21 protein-coding genes are annotated in these 17,909 nt (G+C 74.4%); 6 read left to right on the top strand and 15 right to left on the bottom strand.

Annotation, left to right across the window (positions count from 1 at the left end):
• Positions 1–13: 13 nt before the first annotated feature.
• Positions 14–1,453 carry an ABC transporter permease subunit gene (locus K8Z49_RS06295; RefSeq protein ID WP_412517826.1) on the bottom strand — a complete coding sequence of 480 codons (1,440 nt, stop codon included), beginning with the start codon at positions 1,451–1,453 and terminating at the stop codon, positions 14–16.
• Positions 1,450–2,379 (bottom strand): ABC transporter ATP-binding protein, encoded by a 930-nt coding sequence (locus tag K8Z49_RS06290; protein ID WP_412517825.1) that lies wholly within the window; start codon positions 2,377–2,379, stop codon positions 1,450–1,452. Before K8Z49_RS06290 ends, K8Z49_RS06295 begins: the two co-directional genes overlap by 4 nt.
• Before the next feature lie 134 nt (positions 2,380–2,513).
• Here K8Z49_RS06290 and K8Z49_RS06285 point away from each other — a divergent pair, with 134 nt between their 5' ends.
• Positions 2,514–3,524: a sensor histidine kinase gene (locus tag K8Z49_RS06285; RefSeq protein ID WP_220126646.1), complete on the top strand. Its 1,011-nt coding sequence runs from the start codon at positions 2,514–2,516 to the stop codon at positions 3,522–3,524.
• Positions 3,521–4,183 (top strand): response regulator, encoded by a 663-nt coding sequence (locus K8Z49_RS06280; RefSeq protein WP_412517824.1) that lies wholly within the window; start codon positions 3,521–3,523, stop codon positions 4,181–4,183. Before K8Z49_RS06285 ends, K8Z49_RS06280 begins: the two co-directional genes overlap by 4 nt.
• Positions 4,184–4,255: 72 nt before the next feature.
• Here the strand turns inward: K8Z49_RS06280 and K8Z49_RS06275 are convergent, their stop codons facing one another.
• The 3 genes from K8Z49_RS06275 to K8Z49_RS06265 form a co-directional block, all read right to left on the bottom strand.
• Entirely contained in the window at positions 4,256–4,600 is a 345-nt protein-coding gene (locus K8Z49_RS06275; protein ID WP_024936496.1) for an RNA polymerase-binding protein RbpA, read from the bottom strand.
• 129 nt (positions 4,601–4,729) lie between these two features.
• Positions 4,730–5,335 (bottom strand): ATP-dependent Clp protease proteolytic subunit, encoded by a 606-nt coding sequence (locus K8Z49_RS06270; protein WP_412517823.1) that lies wholly within the window; start codon positions 5,333–5,335, stop codon positions 4,730–4,732.
• The gene (locus tag K8Z49_RS06265) at positions 5,332–5,895 is read right to left on the bottom strand and encodes a ClpP family protease (protein WP_111831148.1); all 564 of its coding nucleotides are present in this window, start codon (positions 5,893–5,895) and stop codon (positions 5,332–5,334) included. The genes K8Z49_RS06270 and K8Z49_RS06265 overlap by 4 nt, the downstream gene beginning before the upstream one ends.
• A gap of 195 nt (positions 5,896–6,090) precedes the next feature.
• On the opposite strand from K8Z49_RS06265, the gene K8Z49_RS06260 reads away from it, so the two are divergent.
• Positions 6,091–6,378: a type II toxin-antitoxin system Phd/YefM family antitoxin gene (locus K8Z49_RS06260; RefSeq protein ID WP_021599495.1), complete on the top strand. Its 288-nt coding sequence runs from the start codon at positions 6,091–6,093 to the stop codon at positions 6,376–6,378.
• 33 nt (positions 6,379–6,411) lie between these two features.
• Here the strand turns inward: K8Z49_RS06260 and K8Z49_RS06255 are convergent, their stop codons facing one another.
• Entirely contained in the window at positions 6,412–7,215 is an 804-nt protein-coding gene (locus K8Z49_RS06255) for a glycerophosphodiester phosphodiesterase (protein WP_111831132.1), read from the bottom strand.
• Between the two features lie 116 nt (positions 7,216–7,331).
• On the opposite strand from K8Z49_RS06255, the gene K8Z49_RS06250 reads away from it, so the two are divergent.
• A complete protein-coding gene (locus tag K8Z49_RS06250; protein ID WP_021599497.1) occupies positions 7,332–7,553 on the top strand; it encodes an EF-hand domain-containing protein in 222 nt (73 codons plus the stop codon).
• Between the two features lie 18 nt (positions 7,554–7,571).
• Here K8Z49_RS06250 and K8Z49_RS06245 read toward each other — a convergent pair whose 3' ends face one another.
• The 6 genes from K8Z49_RS06245 to K8Z49_RS06220 all read right to left on the bottom strand — a co-directional run bounded on the left by K8Z49_RS06245 (position 7,572) and on the right by K8Z49_RS06220 (position 12,633).
• A complete protein-coding gene (locus tag K8Z49_RS06245; RefSeq protein ID WP_412517822.1) occupies positions 7,572–9,422 on the bottom strand; it encodes an MFS transporter in 1,851 nt (616 codons plus the stop codon).
• A gap of 142 nt (positions 9,423–9,564) precedes the next feature.
• Entirely contained in the window at positions 9,565–10,350 is a 786-nt protein-coding gene (locus K8Z49_RS06240) for a rod shape-determining protein (protein ID WP_412517821.1), read from the bottom strand.
• Positions 10,351–10,355: 5 nt separating this feature from the next.
• Entirely contained in the window at positions 10,356–10,694 is a 339-nt protein-coding gene (locus K8Z49_RS06235) for a TraR/DksA family transcriptional regulator (RefSeq protein ID WP_412517820.1), read from the bottom strand.
• Positions 10,695–10,816: 122 nt separating this feature from the next.
• The gene (locus tag K8Z49_RS06230) at positions 10,817–11,368 is read right to left on the bottom strand and encodes a TrmH family RNA methyltransferase (RefSeq protein ID WP_021597739.1); all 552 of its coding nucleotides are present in this window, start codon (positions 11,366–11,368) and stop codon (positions 10,817–10,819) included.
• Positions 11,365–11,979, bottom strand: coding sequence for a class I SAM-dependent methyltransferase (locus tag K8Z49_RS06225; RefSeq protein WP_244938569.1), 615 nt, complete (start codon positions 11,977–11,979; stop codon positions 11,365–11,367). The genes K8Z49_RS06230 and K8Z49_RS06225 overlap by 4 nt, the downstream gene beginning before the upstream one ends.
• 39 nt (positions 11,980–12,018) lie before the next feature.
• Positions 12,019–12,633, bottom strand: a complete 615-nt coding sequence (locus K8Z49_RS06220; protein WP_021597737.1) for a QsdR family transcriptional regulator — start codon at positions 12,631–12,633, stop codon at positions 12,019–12,021.
• Between the two features lie 155 nt (positions 12,634–12,788).
• Between K8Z49_RS06220 and K8Z49_RS06215 the strand changes: the two genes are divergently transcribed.
• Positions 12,789–13,919 carry a serine hydrolase domain-containing protein gene (locus K8Z49_RS06215; protein WP_412517819.1) on the top strand — a complete coding sequence of 377 codons (1,131 nt, stop codon included), beginning with the start codon at positions 12,789–12,791 and terminating at the stop codon, positions 13,917–13,919.
• 26 nt (positions 13,920–13,945) lie between these two features.
• On the opposite strand, the gene K8Z49_RS06210 is transcribed toward K8Z49_RS06215, so the two are convergent.
• The 3 genes from K8Z49_RS06210 to K8Z49_RS06200 are packed head-to-tail and all read right to left on the bottom strand — an operon-like array spanning position 13,946 to position 16,943.
• Complete coding sequence (locus K8Z49_RS06210; RefSeq protein WP_021597735.1) at positions 13,946–14,893, bottom strand: VWA domain-containing protein; 948 nt, start codon at positions 14,891–14,893, stop codon at positions 13,946–13,948.
• Positions 14,890–15,930: a DUF58 domain-containing protein gene (locus K8Z49_RS06205; RefSeq protein WP_412517818.1), complete on the bottom strand. Its 1,041-nt coding sequence runs from the start codon at positions 15,928–15,930 to the stop codon at positions 14,890–14,892. The genes K8Z49_RS06210 and K8Z49_RS06205 overlap by 4 nt, the downstream gene beginning before the upstream one ends.
• Positions 15,927–16,943: an AAA family ATPase gene (locus K8Z49_RS06200; RefSeq protein ID WP_021597733.1), complete on the bottom strand. Its 1,017-nt coding sequence runs from the start codon at positions 16,941–16,943 to the stop codon at positions 15,927–15,929. Before K8Z49_RS06200 ends, K8Z49_RS06205 begins: the two co-directional genes overlap by 4 nt.
• 200 nt (positions 16,944–17,143) lie before the next feature.
• On the opposite strand from K8Z49_RS06200, the gene K8Z49_RS06195 reads away from it, so the two are divergent.
• Positions 17,144–17,899: a hypothetical protein gene (locus K8Z49_RS06195; protein WP_412517817.1), complete on the top strand. Its 756-nt coding sequence runs from the start codon at positions 17,144–17,146 to the stop codon at positions 17,897–17,899.
• The last annotated feature ends 10 nt before the right edge of the window (positions 17,900–17,909 follow it).

Genomic DNA, 17,909 nt, shown 5'->3' with positions numbered 1-17,909 from the left:
GTTCCCCGGCCCATCACGCGTCCCGCCGCCGCACGAGCCACAGGGCCGCCGCCAGCGCCGCCGCCGTGTACGCGCACAGGACCCCGAACCCCGCCCACGGATCGATCGCGCGGTCGAACCGGACGACGGTCTCCTGGATCGCGAACCCCGCCGCCGGGGTGAGGCGCTCCAGCCACCGCGCCGCCGACAGCGGCAGCCCGGTCGCCACGATCTGCGGGGCGAGCAGGAGCAGCAGCACGATGGTGATCGCGGGTGCGCTGCGCCGCACGATCACCGCGACCGCCAGCGAGAACACCGCCACCACGCCGAGCAGCGCGGCCGTGCCGAGGACGGCCCGCAGCACGGTGGCGTCCGACAGCGGCGGCGGCGTCAGCCCGTGCGACCGCTGCACCGGCCGCGCCAGCAGCATCGCGCCGAACGCCGCGGCCAGCCCGGCCGCCAGCGACGCCAGCCCCGCCACGGCCGCCTTGGCCGCCAGGGCCCGGCCGCGCCGCGGCGACGCCGCGAACGTCGTGCGCAGCATGCCGCGCCGGTACTCGGCCGTCACGAACAGCACCGCCAGCGCGATCACGGCGGCCTGCCCGATCAGGACGCCGGTGAGGGTCAGCTCGGTGGCGTCGTCGGCGAACAGGTTGGGGCCGACGTCGCCGACCCCCCTGAGCGTGAACACCCCGCCGGCCTCGGCCGACCCGTCCAGGGAGGGGTCGGCGCCGGGCCCGCCCGGCGCGCCGCGGTCGCGCCACGGCTCGCCCGGCCGCGCCGGTGACACCGACACGTGGTCGAAGGCGGCGCGGGTGGAGACGGGGTGCCCCGAGACGCTCTCGCCGCCGAACCGCCGCTCCACACGGATGTCGTCGGGCGCGGCCACGACCATGCCCGCCAGGGCCTCCCGCGGCAGGCCCTCCAGCCGGACCGACCCGACGCGCCGCCAGGCGCGCCCGTCCGCCGACTCGTGGCCGGTGACGGTCGTCCCCGACCGGGTCAGCTTCAGCCAGCGCGGCAGGCCGCCGGTCCCGCCGCTAGCGCCGCCGCCCTGATAGCCGGTCTGCAGCCGGACGCCGTGCCCGGGGGTGACGACCAGCGCCGCGTACGGACGGTGCGGCTCCGCGCCGCTCTTGATGATCAGCCCGGCCTTCGCCCACCGGCCGCCGCCCTCCTGGGAGGTGACCCGTGCGACGACCGTGCCGTCGCCGGCCATGGTCCGGTAGGTGAGGTGCCCCAGGTCGACGGCCTGCAGCCGGGCGGGGTCCGCCGGACCGGTCCCCGGCCCGGTCGTCTCGCTGCCCGCGGCCGACAGCAGCGCGACCAGCACCGTCAGGGCCACCGCCGTCAGCAGGGTGAGCATCCACCGCGGAACGGTCCGCAGCTTGGTCCACTCGGCCATCAGCAGCCGCCCGAACCCGTCGCGGGCCTCGGCCTGAACGGTGCTGCGGTAGGGCGCCGGGGCGGTCACCCGTCCCTCCGTCCCGTCGCGGCCTGGAACTCCGCCGCGTCCCTGGTCAGCTCCATGTAGGCCTCCTCCAGCGACGCCCGGTGCGCGGACACGCCGCTGAAGGCCACGCCGCCGCCGGTGAGCAGGGCGATGATCCGCTCGGACGGCAGGCCCGCCACGGTGACGGTGTCCCGGCCGGTGGCCGTCACGGTGGCGCCCGCCCGCGCCAGGACGGTCATGGCCTCCTGCCGTTCGGCGGTGCGCAGCTCGACCCGGCCGCCGGACGCGACGTCCAGCAGGTCCGCGACGCTGGTGTCGGCGATGAGCCGGCCGCGCCCGATCACCACCAGGTGGTCGGCTCCGCCCTCCAGCTCGCTCATCAGGTGGCTGGACACCAGCACGGCGCGCCCCTCGGCGGCCAGCGACCGCAGCAGCCCCCGGATCCAGGTGATGCCCTCGGGGTCCAGCCCGTTGACGGGCTCGTCGAACATCAGCACCGGCGGGTCGCCGAGCAGCGCGGCGGCGATCCCGAGGCGCTGGCGCATGCCGAGGGAGAACCCGCCCGCGCGGCGCCGCGCCGCGCCCGCCAGCCCGGTCAGCTCGATCATCTCGTCCACCCGGCGGACCGGCAGGCCGTTGGCGTGCGCCAGCCACAGCAGGTGGTCGCGGGCGCGGCGGGCGGGATGCACCGCGGACGCGTCCAGCATCGCCCCGAGCCGGCACAGCGGCGTGCGCAACGACCGGTAGGGGCGGCCGCCCACCAGGGCGGTGCCGCCGTCGGGCCGGTCCAACCCCATGATCATCCGCAGCGTGCTGGACTTCCCGGCCCCGTTCGGGCCGACGAACCCGGTGACCCGCCCGGGGCCGGCCGTGAACGACAGGCCGTCCACGGCGACGGTGGGCCCGTATCTCTTGCGCAGGTCCCGCACTTCGATGGTCGCATCCATGACCTGGGAGGCTACGGACCGCCGCGGCGCGGGGTCATCACGCCGTGGAGGCGTCTTCGGCGCCCGGGCCCGGGGGACGGGCGTCCCTCTGAGGAGGGACGCCGCGGCGCGCCGTTCCCGCCACAATGGCGTCCGTGAAGGACAGCGTCGACGGCGCCGGGCGGCCGGTGTGGCCCGTGGCCGGCGGCTGCCTGGCCGCGGCCGCCGTCGCCGAGGCCGTCTACCGGTCCCACGACTCCGGGGTGATCCTCCCGCTGGCCCTCGTGGTGGACGTGTGCGCGACGCTCCCGCTGGTCCTCGTCCGGGACCGGGGCACCCTGGCCGCCGCCACGATCACCGGGGCCGCGGCGGCGGCGTGCGTCCTGCACGGCGGGCTCGCCGCCGCCGCGCTCACCGCGTTCGCGACCGTGTGGGCGGTGCTGGTGCGGCGCCGGGTCCTGCGCCGCCGCGCGGAGGCGGCCGTGCGGGACGCGTCCCGCCGGGCGTTCGAGGCCACGCTCCTGGAGCACACCGCGCGCGGCGAACGCGCCCGCATCGCCCGCGAGCTGCACGACGTCGTCGCCCACCACATCTCGATGATCTCGGTGCAGGCGGAGACGGCGCGGCTCGCCGTCCCCGGCATGCCGGACGAGGGCGCCCGGCGGCTGCTGGCCATCGGCGACACCGCCCGCACCGCGCTCACCGAGATGCGGCGGCTGCTCGGCGTGCTGCGCGAGGACGCCGGCGCCGGGCCCGCCCGGCGCCCGCAGCCGGGCCTGCGGCAGCTGCTGGACCTGATCGACGAGACCCGCGACTCGGGCGCGGCGGGCGTCCGGCTGATCGTGCGCGGGGACGTGGCGGCCCTGGACCCGGGCCTGGAGCTGGCCGCGTACCGGATCGTCCAGGAGGCCCTCACCAACGCCCGCAGGCACGCGCCGGGCGCGGCCGTCGACGTGGAGTTCGACTACGCCGCCGACGCGCTGCGGGTCACCGTCCGCGACAACGGGCCGGGCCCCGGCGGCGGTACCGCGGGGCACGGGCTGCTCGGCATGCGCGAGCGCGCGGCCGCCGCGGGCGGGGACGTCCGCACCGGCCCGGGGCCCGTCGGCGGTTTCCTGGTCGAGGCGACGCTGCCGCTGGGCGGGACGCCCGGGGAGGGGCCGTGAGCGTCCGCGTGGTGGTGGCCGACGACCAGGAGGTCGTCCGCGCCGGGTTCAGCGCCCTGCTCGGCACCCAGCCCGACCTGGCCGTGGTGGCGACCGCCGCCGACGGGGCCGCCGCGATCCGCGTCTGCGGCGAGCACCGGCCCGACATCGTGCTGATGGACGTGCGGATGCCCGCCATGGACGGCATCGAGGCCACCCGCCGCATCACCGCCGGGGAGGACCCGCCGCGGATCCTGATGCTGACCACGTTCGACCTGGACGAGCACGTCTACGACGCGCTGGTCGCCGGAGCCAGCGGGTTCCTGCTGAAGGACGTCACGGCCGAGCGGCTGTTCGACGCCGTCCGCGTCGTGGCCGCCGGGGACGCGCTGCTCGCGCCGGCCGTGACCCGGCGCCTCATCGGGGAGTTCGTGCGGCTGCGGCCCCGTCCGCCCGCCCCGCACGTCCTGGACGCGCTGACGCCGCGCGAGACCGACGTGCTGCGCCAGGTCGCGGCGGGCCTGTCCAACGCCGAGATCGCCGACCGCCTCGTCGTGGGGGAGGAGACGGTCAAGACCCACGTCAGCCGGATCCTGCGCAAGCTCGGGCTGCGGGACCGCGTCCAGGCCGTCGTCGTCGCCTACGAGAGCGGCCTGGTCCTGCCGCGCTCGGGCCGCTGACGGCCTCCGGACATGGTTCGGGCCCGCACCGTCACCCGATGCGGGCCCGAACCGCCGAAACCTCTCAGCCCCTCAAGCGGACTTCCTGCGCCCCGCCCGCAGGATCTCCAGGCGCTCGGCCAGAACCTCCTCAAGGTCTTCCAGGGTCCTGCGCTCCATGAGCATGTCCCAGTGGGTCCGCGGCGGCTTGCCCTTCTTGGCCTGCGGCAGCTCCCCATCCACTCGCAGGGCCGTGGCGCCGCAGTTGCGGCATTCCCAGGTCATCGGCACCTCGGCCTCGGCTGCGAGCGTCACGGTGAACCGGTGGCCCTTCGTGCAGGTGTAGTCCACCTCTTGCCGAGGGGCCAGATCGGTGTTGCGATCGTTCTCGTAGCTCGTCGCTCCGAGTCGGGTGCCGCGAAGTGCGCGCTCGGCCATCGTCACGTGCCTCCCAGACGGCTTGCGGTCTTGCCCTGACCAACGCTGAATACCGTGACAAGATTCCCGCGCCCGGCGTGATCCAACCCTGCCGTTTCCGGCCGTGCCGCACAGTCCCGCGGCGCCCCGCTAGTTACGGGACGTGAGCACCGCGTCGATCAGCCCGTAGTCCTTGGCCTCCTCGGCGGTGAAGTACCGCTCGCGGTCCAGGTCGTGCCGGACGGTCTCGGGCGTCCGCCCGGTCGCCTCGGCCAGGATCGCCTCGGTCTGCGCGCGCAGCCGCAGCACCTCCCGCGCCTGGATGTCCAGGTCGGTGGTGTAGCCGCGGGACACCTCGATCGCGGGCTCGTGCAGCAGGATCCGGGCGCCGCGCAGCGCCTGGCGCCGTCCGGGGGAGCCGGCGGCCAGCAGGACCGCCGCGGCCGACCCGGCCCGCCCGACGCAGGTCGTCTCGACCTCCGGCCGGACGTAGCGCATGGTGTCGCAGATCGCCAGCATCGAGGTCAGCGACCCGCCCGGCGAGTTGATGTAGAGGGAGATGGGCCGGTCGGGGTCCATCCCCTCCAGCGCCAGCATCTGCGCCGTGACGTCGTTGGCGCTGATGTCGTCGACCGGCGCCCCGAGGAAGACGATCCGTTCTTCGAACAGCTTGCTGTAGGGGTCGGTGTCCTTGCGCCCGTAGTTCGTCCGCTCCTCGAACTGGGGGACGAGGGAGCGCCTTTCCGCGCGTGTCATGTGCCCACCCGGTCGGTGCTGTCGATGACATGGTCGACGAAACCGTAGTGGCGCGCCTCCTCCGCCGTGAACCACGCGTCCCGGTCGCCGTCGGCCTCGATCTGCTCCAGCGGCTGCCCGGTGTGGAACGCGGTGCGCTCGGCCAGGGTCCGCTTGAGGTAGAGGGACTGCTCGGCCTGGATCTTGATGTCGGAGGCGGTGCCGCCGATGCCGCCGTGCGGCTGGTGCATCATCACCCGCGCATGCCGGAGCGCGTACCGCTTGCCCCGCGTCCCGGCGCACAGCAGCGTCTGTCCCATGGACGCGGCCATGCCCATCGCGACGGTGGATATGTCGTTCGGGACGAACTGCATCATGTCGTAGATCGCCATCCCGGCGTCCACGACCCCGCCGGGGGAGTTGATGTAGATGGTGATGTCGCGCCGGGCGTCCTGGGCGGCGAGCAGCAGGAGCTGGGCGTTGATCTGGTTGGCGGTCCGGTCGTCGATCTCGGTGCCGAGGAACACGATCCGCTGCGCCAGGAGCCGCTCGTACAGCTGCGCGTCCGCGAGGCGCGGCATCTCCGTCACGCTGGCCCGCGACCTGCCGGCGAACGTCTCCGGCCTCCGGCCGCCGTCTTCCCGCCTCGGTTCGACGCTCACCGTGCTCCTCCTTGATCATCTGTACATTTCGTACGCTACGTACGGAGGGACTCTAGACCCGTGGGACGCGGGCGGCCAGAGGAAGATCGGGTATTTCGCTATACGATGAATCACGTGGATGTTCCGGTAACCGAAGCACGTGCCCAGTTCGCGGACCTGGTGAACCGGGTCGCCTACACCGGCGAGCCCGTGAAGCTGACGCGGCGCGGCCGGGTGATGGCCGCCCTGGTCTCCCCGGAGGACCTGGAGCTCCTGGAGACGATCCGGTCCCAGCGCCTCGACCTGCAGGTCGGCGGGACGGTTCCGCCGGGGCAGCCGTCCCGGCCCGCCGAGCGGCCGCAGCAGCCCGCGCGGCCGATGCGCGTCGCGGCCGAGTACCGCCCGCCCGGCTTCAGGCCCTGAGCGTCGCCCGCCGCGGGCGGGAGGCGCGCCGGGTCAGGACGCGCCGGCGGGGCCGGGCCAGAGGCCGCGGGCGGACATGATGCGGCGCAGGGTGATCAGCTCGTCGGTCATGATGCCGTCGATGCCGAGGTCGAGCAGGCGCTCCATGGCGGCGGGGTCGTTGACCGTCCAGGCGTGGACCTGCAGGCCGAGCCGGTGGGCGTGGTCGACGAACGCGGCGGTGACGAAGGGGACGGGCCCGAGGCCGTAGGGCACCTGGGCGCAGGCGACGCCGGTGGCGGCGAGGCGGACGAGCTTGGCGGCGGGCCCGCCGTAGGACTTGGCGCGCAGCGCCATCAGCCCGCGCGGGCCGAGCGCCATGCACACCTCGCGGTCGGTGAACATCGGGAGGCGGGCGCGCATCTGCGCCAGCCGGCGGGTGGAGAACGACGTGATGCACACCCGGTGCCAGGCGTTGGTGCGGTGGAGCGTCTCGGCGAGCGGGCCGATGACGGGGGCGTCCTTGAGGTCGATGTTGACGCGGGCGTCCGGGAAGGAGCCGAGGACGTCCTCCAGGCGGGGGATGGGCTCGGCGCCGTCGATGCGGGCCTTCTGGACCTCGGTGAAGGGGAGCCGGGCGATGGCGCCGGTGCGGTCGGTGACGCGGTCCAGGGTGCGGTCGTGGAAGGCGACGACCACGCCGTCGGCGGTGGCGTGCGCGTCGGTCTCCAGGTAGCGGTAGCCGAGGTCGAGGGCGCGCTGGAACGCGGCCATGGAGTTCTCCGGGCGCCCGGCGCCGCCGCGGTGGGCGAAGGGGATCGGGCCGGGATGGTCGAGGAATTCGTACGAGCGCCGCACCCGACCGATTATGGCGGACCTTGCGCCCCAGGTTGACCTTACTGTGTAAAGGCCACGGGCGGTGAAGGCCCAGTGCTAGCGTCGGCGCCGCAATCGATCAACGAAGGAGCACGCGCATGGCGGACGTGGACGAGTACCGGGCGACGTTCGAGCTGGTGGACGTGGACGGCGACGGCTACATCTCGACCGACGAGCTGAAGAACCTCATGACCAGGCTCGGGCAGGACGTCACCGACACCCGCGCCGTGGAGGTGGTCGTGGCCGCCGACGCCAACCGGGACGGCAGGATCTCCCTGGAGGAGTTCGCCGAGCTGATGGAGCGGACCGCGTCCCGGTGACATCGGCGGCCCGGCCGGTCAGCCTGTCCGGCGCCGTAGTTTGAGGGCGTTGTCGGTGCGGGTCATGGTGCGCCCGTCCGGCGCGGTCTGGACGCGCTCGTGCTCGCCGCTTCGCAGGACCTCCCATCCGCCGTCCGGGAGCCGCAGGGACAGCCTGACCTCCTCCGGCGTCGGCAGGTGCACGCCGCCGTGGGCGTCGGAGTCCCAGGGCGGGGGACCTGCGTGGCCGACGATGAGCAGGACCCCGCCGGGCGCGACGGCCGCGGCGGCCGACCGCAGGATCTCCTCGCGCGGCATGTCGGCGGGGGAGTGCAGGAACTGCGCCGAGACCAGGTCGTAGGTCCCCTCGGGGAAGGACACGGCGAGGTCGTGCCGCTGCCAGTCGACGCGGTCGGCGACGCCGGCCTCGGCGGCGTGGCGGGCGGCGCGTTCGAGCGCGACGCCGGAGATGTCGGCGGCGGTGACGCGCCAGCCCCGCCGCGCCAGCCAGATCGCGTCGGCGCCCTCGCCGCAGCCGAGGTCCAGGGCGGTGCCGGGCTCCAGCCCGGTGACCTCTTCGACGAGGACGGCGTTGGGGTCGCCGCTCCACAGGTGGTGGTGCTCGGAGTATCGGCCGTCCCAGTACTCCTGGTGGGTGGTGGTGTCGTCCATGCCCTGATCGTGCGCCGCACCGGCCGGTTTCCGCGAATCGTGTTGCCGTTTCGGCAACGCGAGCAGGAGCGCCGGGGCGAGGAGGGCGGGGGCCGCGGCGAGGACGTAGCACGCCGGCAGCGGGAAGGTGTCCAGGGCCGCTCCGGTGGCCGCGGTCCCGCCCGCGGCGCCGAGGTTGAGCGCGGTGTTCACCCAGGCCATGGCACGGGTGCGGGCGCCCGGCGGCGCCGCCTCGTCCGCCAGGAGGTAGGCGGTGGTCAGGGCCGGGCCGACGAACAGCCCGGCGGCGCACGCCAGGGCGGCCAGGGCCGCGGTGGACGGCGCCAGGCCCGCGGCGGCGAGGGTGAGCCCAAGCGGGACGAGGAGGACGGCGAGGCGGGCCCGCCCGGGGGCGGGAAGGCCGAGGGCGCCGTAGCCCAGGCCGCCGAGGGTGCTCCCGGCGGCGACCGCGGCCTCGACCCACGCGACGGCGCCGGGCTGGTGGTGGCGCTCGGTGAAGGCGATGGCGAGCAGCCCGGTCGAGCCGAGGACGACGCCGGTCGCCGCCGCGGCCACCGCCGGGGCGGCCGGGAAGATCCGGGTGCGCGGCCCCCGGCGCGGTGTCACCGGCCGCGGTGCCGGCCGCGGGCCCGCGGCCGGTGAGGTGACCATGCCGGCGGTGCCGGCGGCGATCAGGACGGCGCTGACCAGGATCCCGAGGGACGGCGCGGCGGCCGCCGCCAGCAGCCCCGCCAGGAGCGGCCCGGCGACGAACACCAGCTCCTCGGAGACGGTGTCGAGGCTGTAGGCCCGGCGCAGGAGCGGGCCGGCCGGCAGCAGGCCGCTCCACAGCGTCCGCATCACCACGCCGACCGGGGGAGCGGTGACACCGGCGGCCACGGCCAGCACGGCGAGCAGCGCGAGGGGCGCTCCCGGGCGCCAGGTGAGGGCCGCGAAGGCGGTGAGGACGAGGGCGTAGGCGGCGGTCATCGGGGGGAGGGCGCGGCGCGGCCCGTGCCGGTCGATGAGCGCGGCGCGCACCGGCGACAGGACGGAGACGGTGAGGCCCTCCAGGGCCACGAGCGCGCCCGCCTGGGCGTAGGAGCCGGTGGAGGCGGTGAGCGCCAGGGTCAGGGACAGGAAGACCGTCCCGTAGGACAGGCGTCCGAGAAAGGCGAGCGCGAAGGTGCGGGATGCGTGGGGTGTGCGCAGGACGGCCGCGTACGACGACGATGTCACGGGGGAGTTCCTCAGAAGGGGCCCGGAGGGGGCGGACTGCGGGGATGCCGGAGGCCGCCGTCACATGTGCGACGGCGGGGGCGTCCTACGCAAATATGAGGAACTGCACGGGATGATCATAGCGCGCGGCGGCGCGGGCGGGTCAGGTGTCGGTGAGGCGCCAGGCGTCCGGGGCGCGGCAGGCGTGGGCGAGGCCGCGGACGGTGGCGCGGGCCGGGTCGCGGGCGATGGTGACGGTGAGCCCCATCTCGGCGGTGAGGCGTCCGGGCAGGGACGGCAGCCGGGCGCCGCCGCCGGTGAGCACGAGCCCGCCGTCGCGGGCGGCGCGCCGCAGCGGTGCGGGCAGGTCGTCCAGAAGGTGCCGGACGCATGCGGTGAGCCGCGCGCGGACGTGCTCGGGCAGCCGGGGCAGGGGGTGGCCGGGCCGGTGTTCGGGCAGGTACTGGATGGACCGGACGGAGTGGACGCGGCCCCTGATGACGACGGCTGTCTCGACGATGCCGGCGCCGATGTCCACGACGAGGCGGGGGCGCGGGTCGCCGAGGCCGATCCCGGCGCCCACGGCGGCGGCGAGCGGGGCCTCCAGGGTCCGGACGGGGCAGCCGGCGGCCGCGCGGACGGCGCCGGTCGCGCGGCCGAGCTGGACCCTGCTCGCGGCGGAGGGCACCGCGAGCAGGATCTGCCGCAGGGCGAGGCCGGGGCCGGCCTCCAGCAGGACGAGCCGGGTGAGGCGGGTGCAGGCCCGGGCGTCGGTGACCATGCCGTGCTCGATGGGGCGCGCGGCGGCCGTCCGGACGTCCCCGCCGGCGGCCTGGAGGCGGCCGGCGGTGGTGGCGGGACGGTCGATGATCATGTCCAGGGCGGGCAGGACCGCGCGGACGCGGCTGCTGCCGAGGTCGAGGCCGGCGCTCGGTTCCGCGGCGGGCATGGCGGTCAGCGTCGCCGCTGCTGGCAGCCGACGCAGCGGCGCGCGTAGGGGATGATCTCCAGGCGGCCTTCGGGGACGGTGCCGCCGCAGTCCTCGCAGCGGCCGTAGGCGCCGTCGGCGAGGCGGGTGAGGGCGGCGTCGATCTCCCGCAGGGCGTCCTGGAGGGTGTCGCGGCGGGCGTGGGCGCCCTCGTCGGGTTCGGGCCCCCGCCGGTGCTCCAGGACGGCCAGCTGCGCGACGCGGGTGCGGCGCTCCCGCTCCAGCAGGTCGCGTGCCCGCCGGGCCGCCGCTCCGCCGGGCGGGTACCCGCCGGGCGCACCGTTGACCGCGCTGTTGACCGTCATCGCTGTGGGCTCCCTTCGGCCTTCGGGGACAGGGCATGGCGAACCTCCACCATGGGCGAAGGGGACGCTTCCGGCCATGGGTGGCGGCACCCATTTGTGAAGGGGGCGCGGGTGCAGTGGGGTCAGGCGCTCCACTCGCGGCGGCGGGCCTCGGCGAGGGCGATGGCGGTGGCGACGGCGACGTTGAGGGAGCCGACGCGCCCGATCTGCGGGATGTAGGTGACGGCGTCGGCGGCGGCGAGCAGGGCGGGGGAGCAGCCGTGGTCCTCGCCGCCGACGGCCAGGCAGACGTCGCCGTCGAGGGGGGCCTCGTGGAGGGGGACGGCGTCGGCGGTGAGCTCGACGGCGATGAGGCGCAGGCCTTCCTTGCGGACGGCGGCGGCGGCCTCGGCGGGGGTGCCGGCGTGTTCCCAGGGGACGAGCCGTTCGGTGCCGAGGGCGGTCTTGGCGACGTTGCGCTGGGTTGGGGGCGTGGCGTTGCCGGCGAGCCAGAGGTGCTCGACGCCGAAGACGGCGGCGCTGCGGACGATCGAGCCGATGTTGAACGGCTGGGTGACCGATTCGACGAGCAGGCCGAGGCGGGCGCCGGTGCGGCGGCGCCAGTCGCGGTTGAGGCGCTTGACGTCGGTGGGGCGCAGCTGGCGGCGTCCCTGCGCGGGGTCGGGGGTGGTCATCGGGTGGGGCCTTCCGTGCGGGGTGCGACGCGCAGGACGCGGTAGGCGGACCGGGAGGCGATCCGCTCGGTGGGGAAGCCCTGGCCGCCGAGCCACCGCTGGAGGGAGTCGGAGCCGAGGTGCTTCTGGACGACGAGGTGGGCGAGGCCGCCGGGGGTGAGGCGGGGGAGCCAGGAGAGGAGGAGGTCGTGCAGGGCGGCCTTGCCGATGCGGATCGGGGGGTTGGACCAGATCGCGGCGAAGCGCAGCGCGGGGTCGGCGCTGTCCGCCAAGCTGAACCTTACATTGTCAAGGCCGGCGGTTTTGGCATTCCCCTCAGCGGCGTCCAACGCACGCCGATTCACATCCACTCCCAGAACCCTCGCCTGGGGCGAACGCTTGGCCATGGTGAGGGCGATGGGGCCGTACCCGCAGCCGAGGTCGAGGAGGTCGCCGGTGGCGGGGGGATCGGGGACGGTCTCCAGCAGGACGCGGGTGCCGGGGTCGACGCGCTCGGGGGAGAACATGCCGCTGTCGGTGGTCAGCCGCAGGTGCATGTCGGGCAGGACGAGGTCGACGGTGCGGCGGTGGCTCGCGGCGTCCGGGCGTTCGACGAAGTAGTGTTCCCCCACGTCCGCCGACCGTACCAGCGGCGGCGGCCCGATGCGGAGTCAGCGCAGGAGGGCGCGCAGGACGGCTCCGGCCCGTTCGGCGTCGGGCTCTTCGCCGGTGATGACGCGTGTATGTATGTACGACTCGGTGATGCGCACCGCCGCGTAGGCGAGATCGTCCAGCGGCACCTCGTCCGACATCAGCCCGGCCGCGCGGTCTTCGGCGATGAGGTCGCGGACCAGGGCGAGGTAGCGGCACTCGTACTCGCCGGACGCGCTGGTCAGCAGGGTGAGCGCGAGTTCCGGCTCGTCGTGCAGGAGGCGCTGCATGCCGCTGTGGTCGTTGACGTCGCGGACGAACATGGTGAGCGCGGCCGCCGCGCGGGGGCCGTCGGCGATCTGCCCGCGGTAGGCCTCGAAGCTCTTCTGCGTGGCGGACCACAGGATCTCGGTGATGAGCTGCTCGCGTGAGCCGACCCACCGGTAGAGGGTGACGCGGTTGACGCCGACTTCGTCGGCGAGGCTCTGCATTTCGATGCGCCCGCCCGCGGCGAACCGCCGGCGGGCGGCCGCGAACGCGTCCAGGACGGTGGGCCGGCGGCGGGCAGGGCCTTGGCCGAGCGCGCGCTGCAGGGCGGTGCCGCCGGTGGCCGTGGTGCCTGGTCGTTCGGTCACCGTGCAGACTCCTTCGCCGCCGTCCGTGTGTTCGGCCGTGCCGCCAGGGTTGCACCGGTGGGGAGGGGATGCCAAACTGCAACACAGACCCATAAATGTTGCATGATGCAGCGATGATATCCCAACGTTGCGTTCAGCGCAGGGAGGAGCCCCCCGTGGTCGAGGTGCAGGGAAAGGTCGACGCCGCGCTGGAGCAGGTGCGGGACGTGTTCGCGCAGCGGCTGGATTCGGGTGAGGAGCTCGGGGCGAGCCTCGTCGTCGACGTCGAGGGGCGCACCCTGGTCGACATCTGGGGCGGGTGGTGCGACACGGGGCGCCGGACCCCGTGGACAAGGGACACCATCACCAACGTGTGGTCGACGACCAAGACGGTGACCAACCTCGCCGCGCTGATGCTGGCCGATCGGGGGCTGCTGGACCTGTACGCGCCGGTGGCGAAGTACTGGCCGGAGTTCGCCGAGAACGGCAAGGAGCGCGTCGAGGTCCGCCACGTCCTCGGGCACACCTCGGGTGTGGCGGGCTGGGAGGCGCCGTTCCGGCTTGCGGACATGTACGACCGGGACGCCGCGACGGCGCGGCTGGCCGCGCAGGCGCCGTGGTGGGAGCCGGGCACGGCGTCGGGGTACCACGCGCAGAACCAGGGCCATCTGGTGGGGGAGCTGGTGCGGCGGGTGTCGGGCAGGTCGTTGCGGGAGTTCGTGGCGGCGGAGATCGCCGGTCCGCTGGGCGCGGACTTCCAGGTGGGGGCGGTGGAGGGCGACTGGGGGCGGATCGCGCCGGTCGTCCCGCCGCCGCCCGAGGGGGGCGCTCCGGAGGAGGGGAGCGTGGCGTTCAAGGTGTTCACGGGGCCGGTGCCCGATCCGGAGGCGGCCAACACCGGGGCGTGGCGGCGCGCGGAGCTGGGGGCGCTGAACGGGCATGGGAACGCGCGGTCGGTGGCGCGGATCCTGTCGGCGGTGTCGCTGGGCGGGACGGTGGACGGGGTGCGGCTGCTGTCGGCGGGCGGGCTGGAGGCCGTCTTCGACGAGCAGAGCCATGGGGTCGATCTGGTGCTGGGCGTCCCGTTGCGGTTCGGGGTCGGGTACGCGCTTCCGGAGACCGAGACGGTGCCGTACGTGCCGCGGGGGCGGGTGTGCTACTGGGGCGGCTGGGGCGGTTCGCTGATCATCATGGATCTGGAGTCGCGGACGACGATCGCGTACATGATGAACCGGATGGCGCCGGGTGTGATCGGTTCGGACCGGTCGGAGGCGTACGTGCGCGCGGCGCTGGAGTGCCTGTCCTGAGCGTGCCCGTCCTGAGCGTGCGGGTGTCAGGGGAGGCGGGAGAACCAGGCGAGGGAGGTGCCGCCTGCGGCGAGGGCGAACAACAGCGCGATGCCGATGTAGCGGGCGGCGACGTCGCGGTGCTCGGTCTTGAAGCCGAGGGAGGTGCCGATGTTGCGGTAGACCTCGCGGAGCTGTCCGCCGTCGGCGGCCTCGTAGGCCTTGCCCTGGGTGCTTTCGGCGAGGGTCTTGAGGGTCTCCTTGTTGACCGAGACGCTTGTGGTCTCGCCTTCGATGTCGACGGTGCCGTAGGGGGTGCCGAAGGCGATGGTGGAGACGGGGATCTGTGCGGTGCGGGCGGCGTCGACGGCCTCCTGGACGGAGCGTCCGGTGGTGTTGTCGCCGTCGGAGAGCAGGACGATGTGGGCGGGTGGGGGGTCCTGGCGGGCTTCGGCGTCGAAGGAGCGGACGGCCTGCAGGGAGGTGAAGACGGCTTCGCCGATGGCGGTGCGCTTGGCGAGGGCGAGCTGGTCGAGGGAGGCGACGGCGGCGTCGCGGTCGGCTGAGGGGGCGGCGACGAGGTTGGCGTTGCCGGCGAAGGCGACGACGCCGACGTTGAAGCGTCCGGGGAGTTCGTCGATGAAGTTCTTGGCGGCGGTCTTGGCGGCGTCGAGGCGGCTGGGGGTGACGTCCCTGGCCATCATGGACAGGGAGACGTCGACGGCGACCATGATGGTGGCGCGGTCGCGGGGGACCTTGACGGAGCTGGCGGGGCGGGCGAACCCGATCATCATGAGGGCGATCATGATGAGGAAGAGGGTGGCGGCGACATGGCGGCGCCAGCCGGGTCGTTTGGGGGCGACCTGGGAGAGCAGGGCGAGGTTGGTGAAGCGGACGGCGTAGCTGCGGCGGCGGAGTTGCAGCAGCGTGTAGGCGGCGGCGAGGAGCGGCAGGAGGCCGAGGATCCAGAGGCGTTCGGGTGACAGGAAGGTCATGGGCGCACTCCCGCTGTGGTGAAAGGCCGGCCGGCGGCGCGGCGCTGGCGGAGGGCGAAGCGGGCGATGTCGGCGATCCAGTCGCGGTCGGTGCGCAGGATGAGGTGGTGGGCTCCGCTGCGGCGGAGGGCGGCGCGGGTGTGCTCGCGCTGGGCGGCGGCCGCTGCGGCGTATTGTTCGCGGACGCGGCGGCTGAGGACGATCTCGTGGACGGTTCCGGTCTCGGGGTCGGTCATCTCGACGAGGCCGACGTCGGGGAGGTCGAGTTCGCGGGGGTCGATGATCTCGATGGCGAGGACCTGGTGGCGGGCGGTGAGGCGGCGCAGGGGGCGTTCCCAGGCGGGTTGGCCGTGGGGTCCGTCGGGGCTGGTGTCGGCGCCGTCGGGGTGGAGGAAGTCGGAGATGACGACGCGCAGGCCGCGGCGGGTCTGGCCGCGGTCGAGGGCGGTGATGGCGGTGGCGAGGTCGCGGGGCGGGGTGGTGGTGGCGGTGCGGGCGGAGCCGCTGCCGGGGGTGGCGTCGTCGACGGATCGGGCGTCGAGGGCGGCTTGGAGGAGGGCGTAGAGGGCGGCTTTGCCGGTGCGGGCGGGCCAGCGTCGCATGCCGTCGGGGTGCAGGAGGTAGGCGCCGGCGCGGTCGCCGAGGCGGAGGGTGAGGAAGCCGATGGCGGCGAGGGCGGCGACGGCGAGGTCGCGTTTGATCATGGTGTCGGTGCCGAAGTCCATGCTGGGGGTGAGGTCGGCGAGGATCCAGGCTTCGAGTTCGTGGTCGGCGATGAGGTCGCGGACGTGGGGGGTGGTGGTGCGGGCGGTGACGGCCCAGTCCATGTGGCGGACGTCGTCTTCGCCGGGCTGGTAGAGGCGGGCTTCGGCGAGTTCGGTGCCGGGGCCGGGCAGGAGGCCGAGGTGTTCGCCGTTGAGGAGGCCGTCGAGGCGGCGGGTGACCTGGAGTTCGAGGCGGCGCAGGGTGCGTTCGGGGGCGAGGTGGGCGAGTTTGCCGCTGCGCCGGCGGCGGGTGGTGGTGGGGCGGGGGTTCATGCGGTGGTCACCGCCGCCGCTCCGTGGTTCCACACGACGCGGGGCGGGGGGACGGCGGCGAGGATCTGGGCGATGACCTCGGCGGTGTCGACGCCGTCGGCGAGGGCGTCGAAGGTGAGGACGAGGCGGTGGGACATGACGTCGCGGGCGACGGCGCGGACGTCGTCGGGCAGGACGTAGTCGCGTCCGGAGATGAGGGCGAGGGCGCGGGCGGCGGAGGCGAGGCCGAGGGTGGCGCGGGGGCTGGCGCCGATGTCGATGACGCCGCGCAGGTCGGGGAGGCGGTACTGGTCGGGTTCGCGGGTGGCCATGACGAGGCGGACGATGTAGTCGGCGATGAGTTCGTGGACGGAGACCTCTTCGGCGGCGCGTTGGAGGCCGGCGAGGCCCGCGGTGTCGAGGATCTGGGCGGCCTCGGGCGGGTCGACGCTCATCCGCTGGAGGATCTGGAGTTCCTCGTGGGCGGCGGGGTGGTGGACGTCGATCTTCATGAGGAAGCGGTCGCGCTGGGCTTCGGGGAGGGGGTAGACGCCTTCGGATTCGATGGGGTTCTGGGTGGCGAGGACGATGAAGGGGTTGGGGAGGGGGTAGGTGTTGCCGCCGAGGGAGACCTGGCGTTCGGCCATGACCTCCAGGAGGGCGGACTGGACTTTGGCGGGGGCGCGGTTGATCTCGTCGGCGAGGACGAAGTTGACGAAGACGGGGCCGAGTTCGACGTCGAACTGCTCGGTGGAGGGGTGGTAGATCCGGGTTCCGACGATGTCGGAGGGGACGAGGTCGGGGGTGAACTGGAGGCGGGCGAAGGTGCCGCCGACGACTTGGGCGAGGGTGCCGACGGCGAGGGTCTTGGCGACGCCGGGGACGCCTTCGATGAGGCAGTGGCCGCGGGCGAGGAGCGCGACGATCATGCGTTCGACCATGTGTTCCTGGCCGACGATGACCTTCTTGACCTCGGCGAGGGTGTTCTGCAGGAGTGCCGCGGCCTCGTCGACGTCGGTGGCGGCGATGGTCATGTGGGTGTCCCTCACTGTCCCTCGGTAGCCCCGTTCTGGTGTGCCAGGTGACGCGTTTCGACCCTACGCGATCACTTGTACCCGTTCGTTCGGGATACGTGCGCGTCGCCGGTGATCGGTTGAGGGTCCGGTGTGCCCGGTGTGCGGGGGTGGGGCCGTCCTGGCCCTGATGGTAGGGCGTGGTTGTTAGTGTTGCGGCCATGTCGAGGCCGTTGCCGCCGGGGGATCCCGCTCAGCTGGGGCCGTTCCGTTTGTCGGCGCGTTTGTCGGAGTCCGCCGCCGGGATCGTGTTCCTGGGGGTGGACGGTGAGGGGCGGCGCGCGAGCGTGGCGGTGCTGAACCAGGGGGCCGCCGGGGATGCGGCGGCGCGGGACCGGTTCCGTGCCGCGATCAACGCGGCGGTGCCGGGTCCGGGGCGTCCGGTGGGGGACGCGGGCGGGGCGGCGCCGGTGGTGGCGGCGCAGCCGGATGGTCCGGCGCCGTGGGTGGCGACGCTGTACGAGTCGGATCGTGCGGGTGCGGAGCGGTTTCTGGAGCCGGTGGTGTTCCAGGGGTCGGGGCGGGCCTGGTGGGGCGGTCGGCGGCGCGGGCCGCAGTTCCAGCCGTACTGGCTGGGGTCGGGGGAGCCGGCGTTGGAGCGGCCGCGGCCGGTGGGGGTTCCCGGGCCGGTGGGGGAGCGTCCGCCGGAGCGGAATCTGGTGGCGGCGGTGCTGGCGTTGGCGGCGGTGCTGGCGGTGCTGGCGCTGCTGATGGGGTTGCTGTTCGCGTGCCAGCCGACGGCGGAGGAGCCGCCGCCTCCGCCGCCGGAGCCGACGCCGACGTTCCAGCAGCCGTCACGGTCGCCGACGCCGTCGCCGACGTCGCCGACACCGTCCCCGTCGCAGCCGCCCTCGTCTCCGGGGACGCCGTCTCCGTCGCCGTCGGGGACGGGCGGTGACGACGGCGCCCCGCTCTAGGTCCCCGCAG

The sequence above is a fragment of the Actinomadura madurae genome (assembly GCF_047130825.1).
In the GTDB taxonomy this organism is placed as follows: domain Bacteria; phylum Actinomycetota; class Actinomycetes; order Streptosporangiales; family Streptosporangiaceae; genus Spirillospora; species Spirillospora madurae.
The sequence above is the reverse complement of the archived record's forward strand: the minus strand, read 5'-3'. Positions and strand labels throughout refer to the sequence as shown.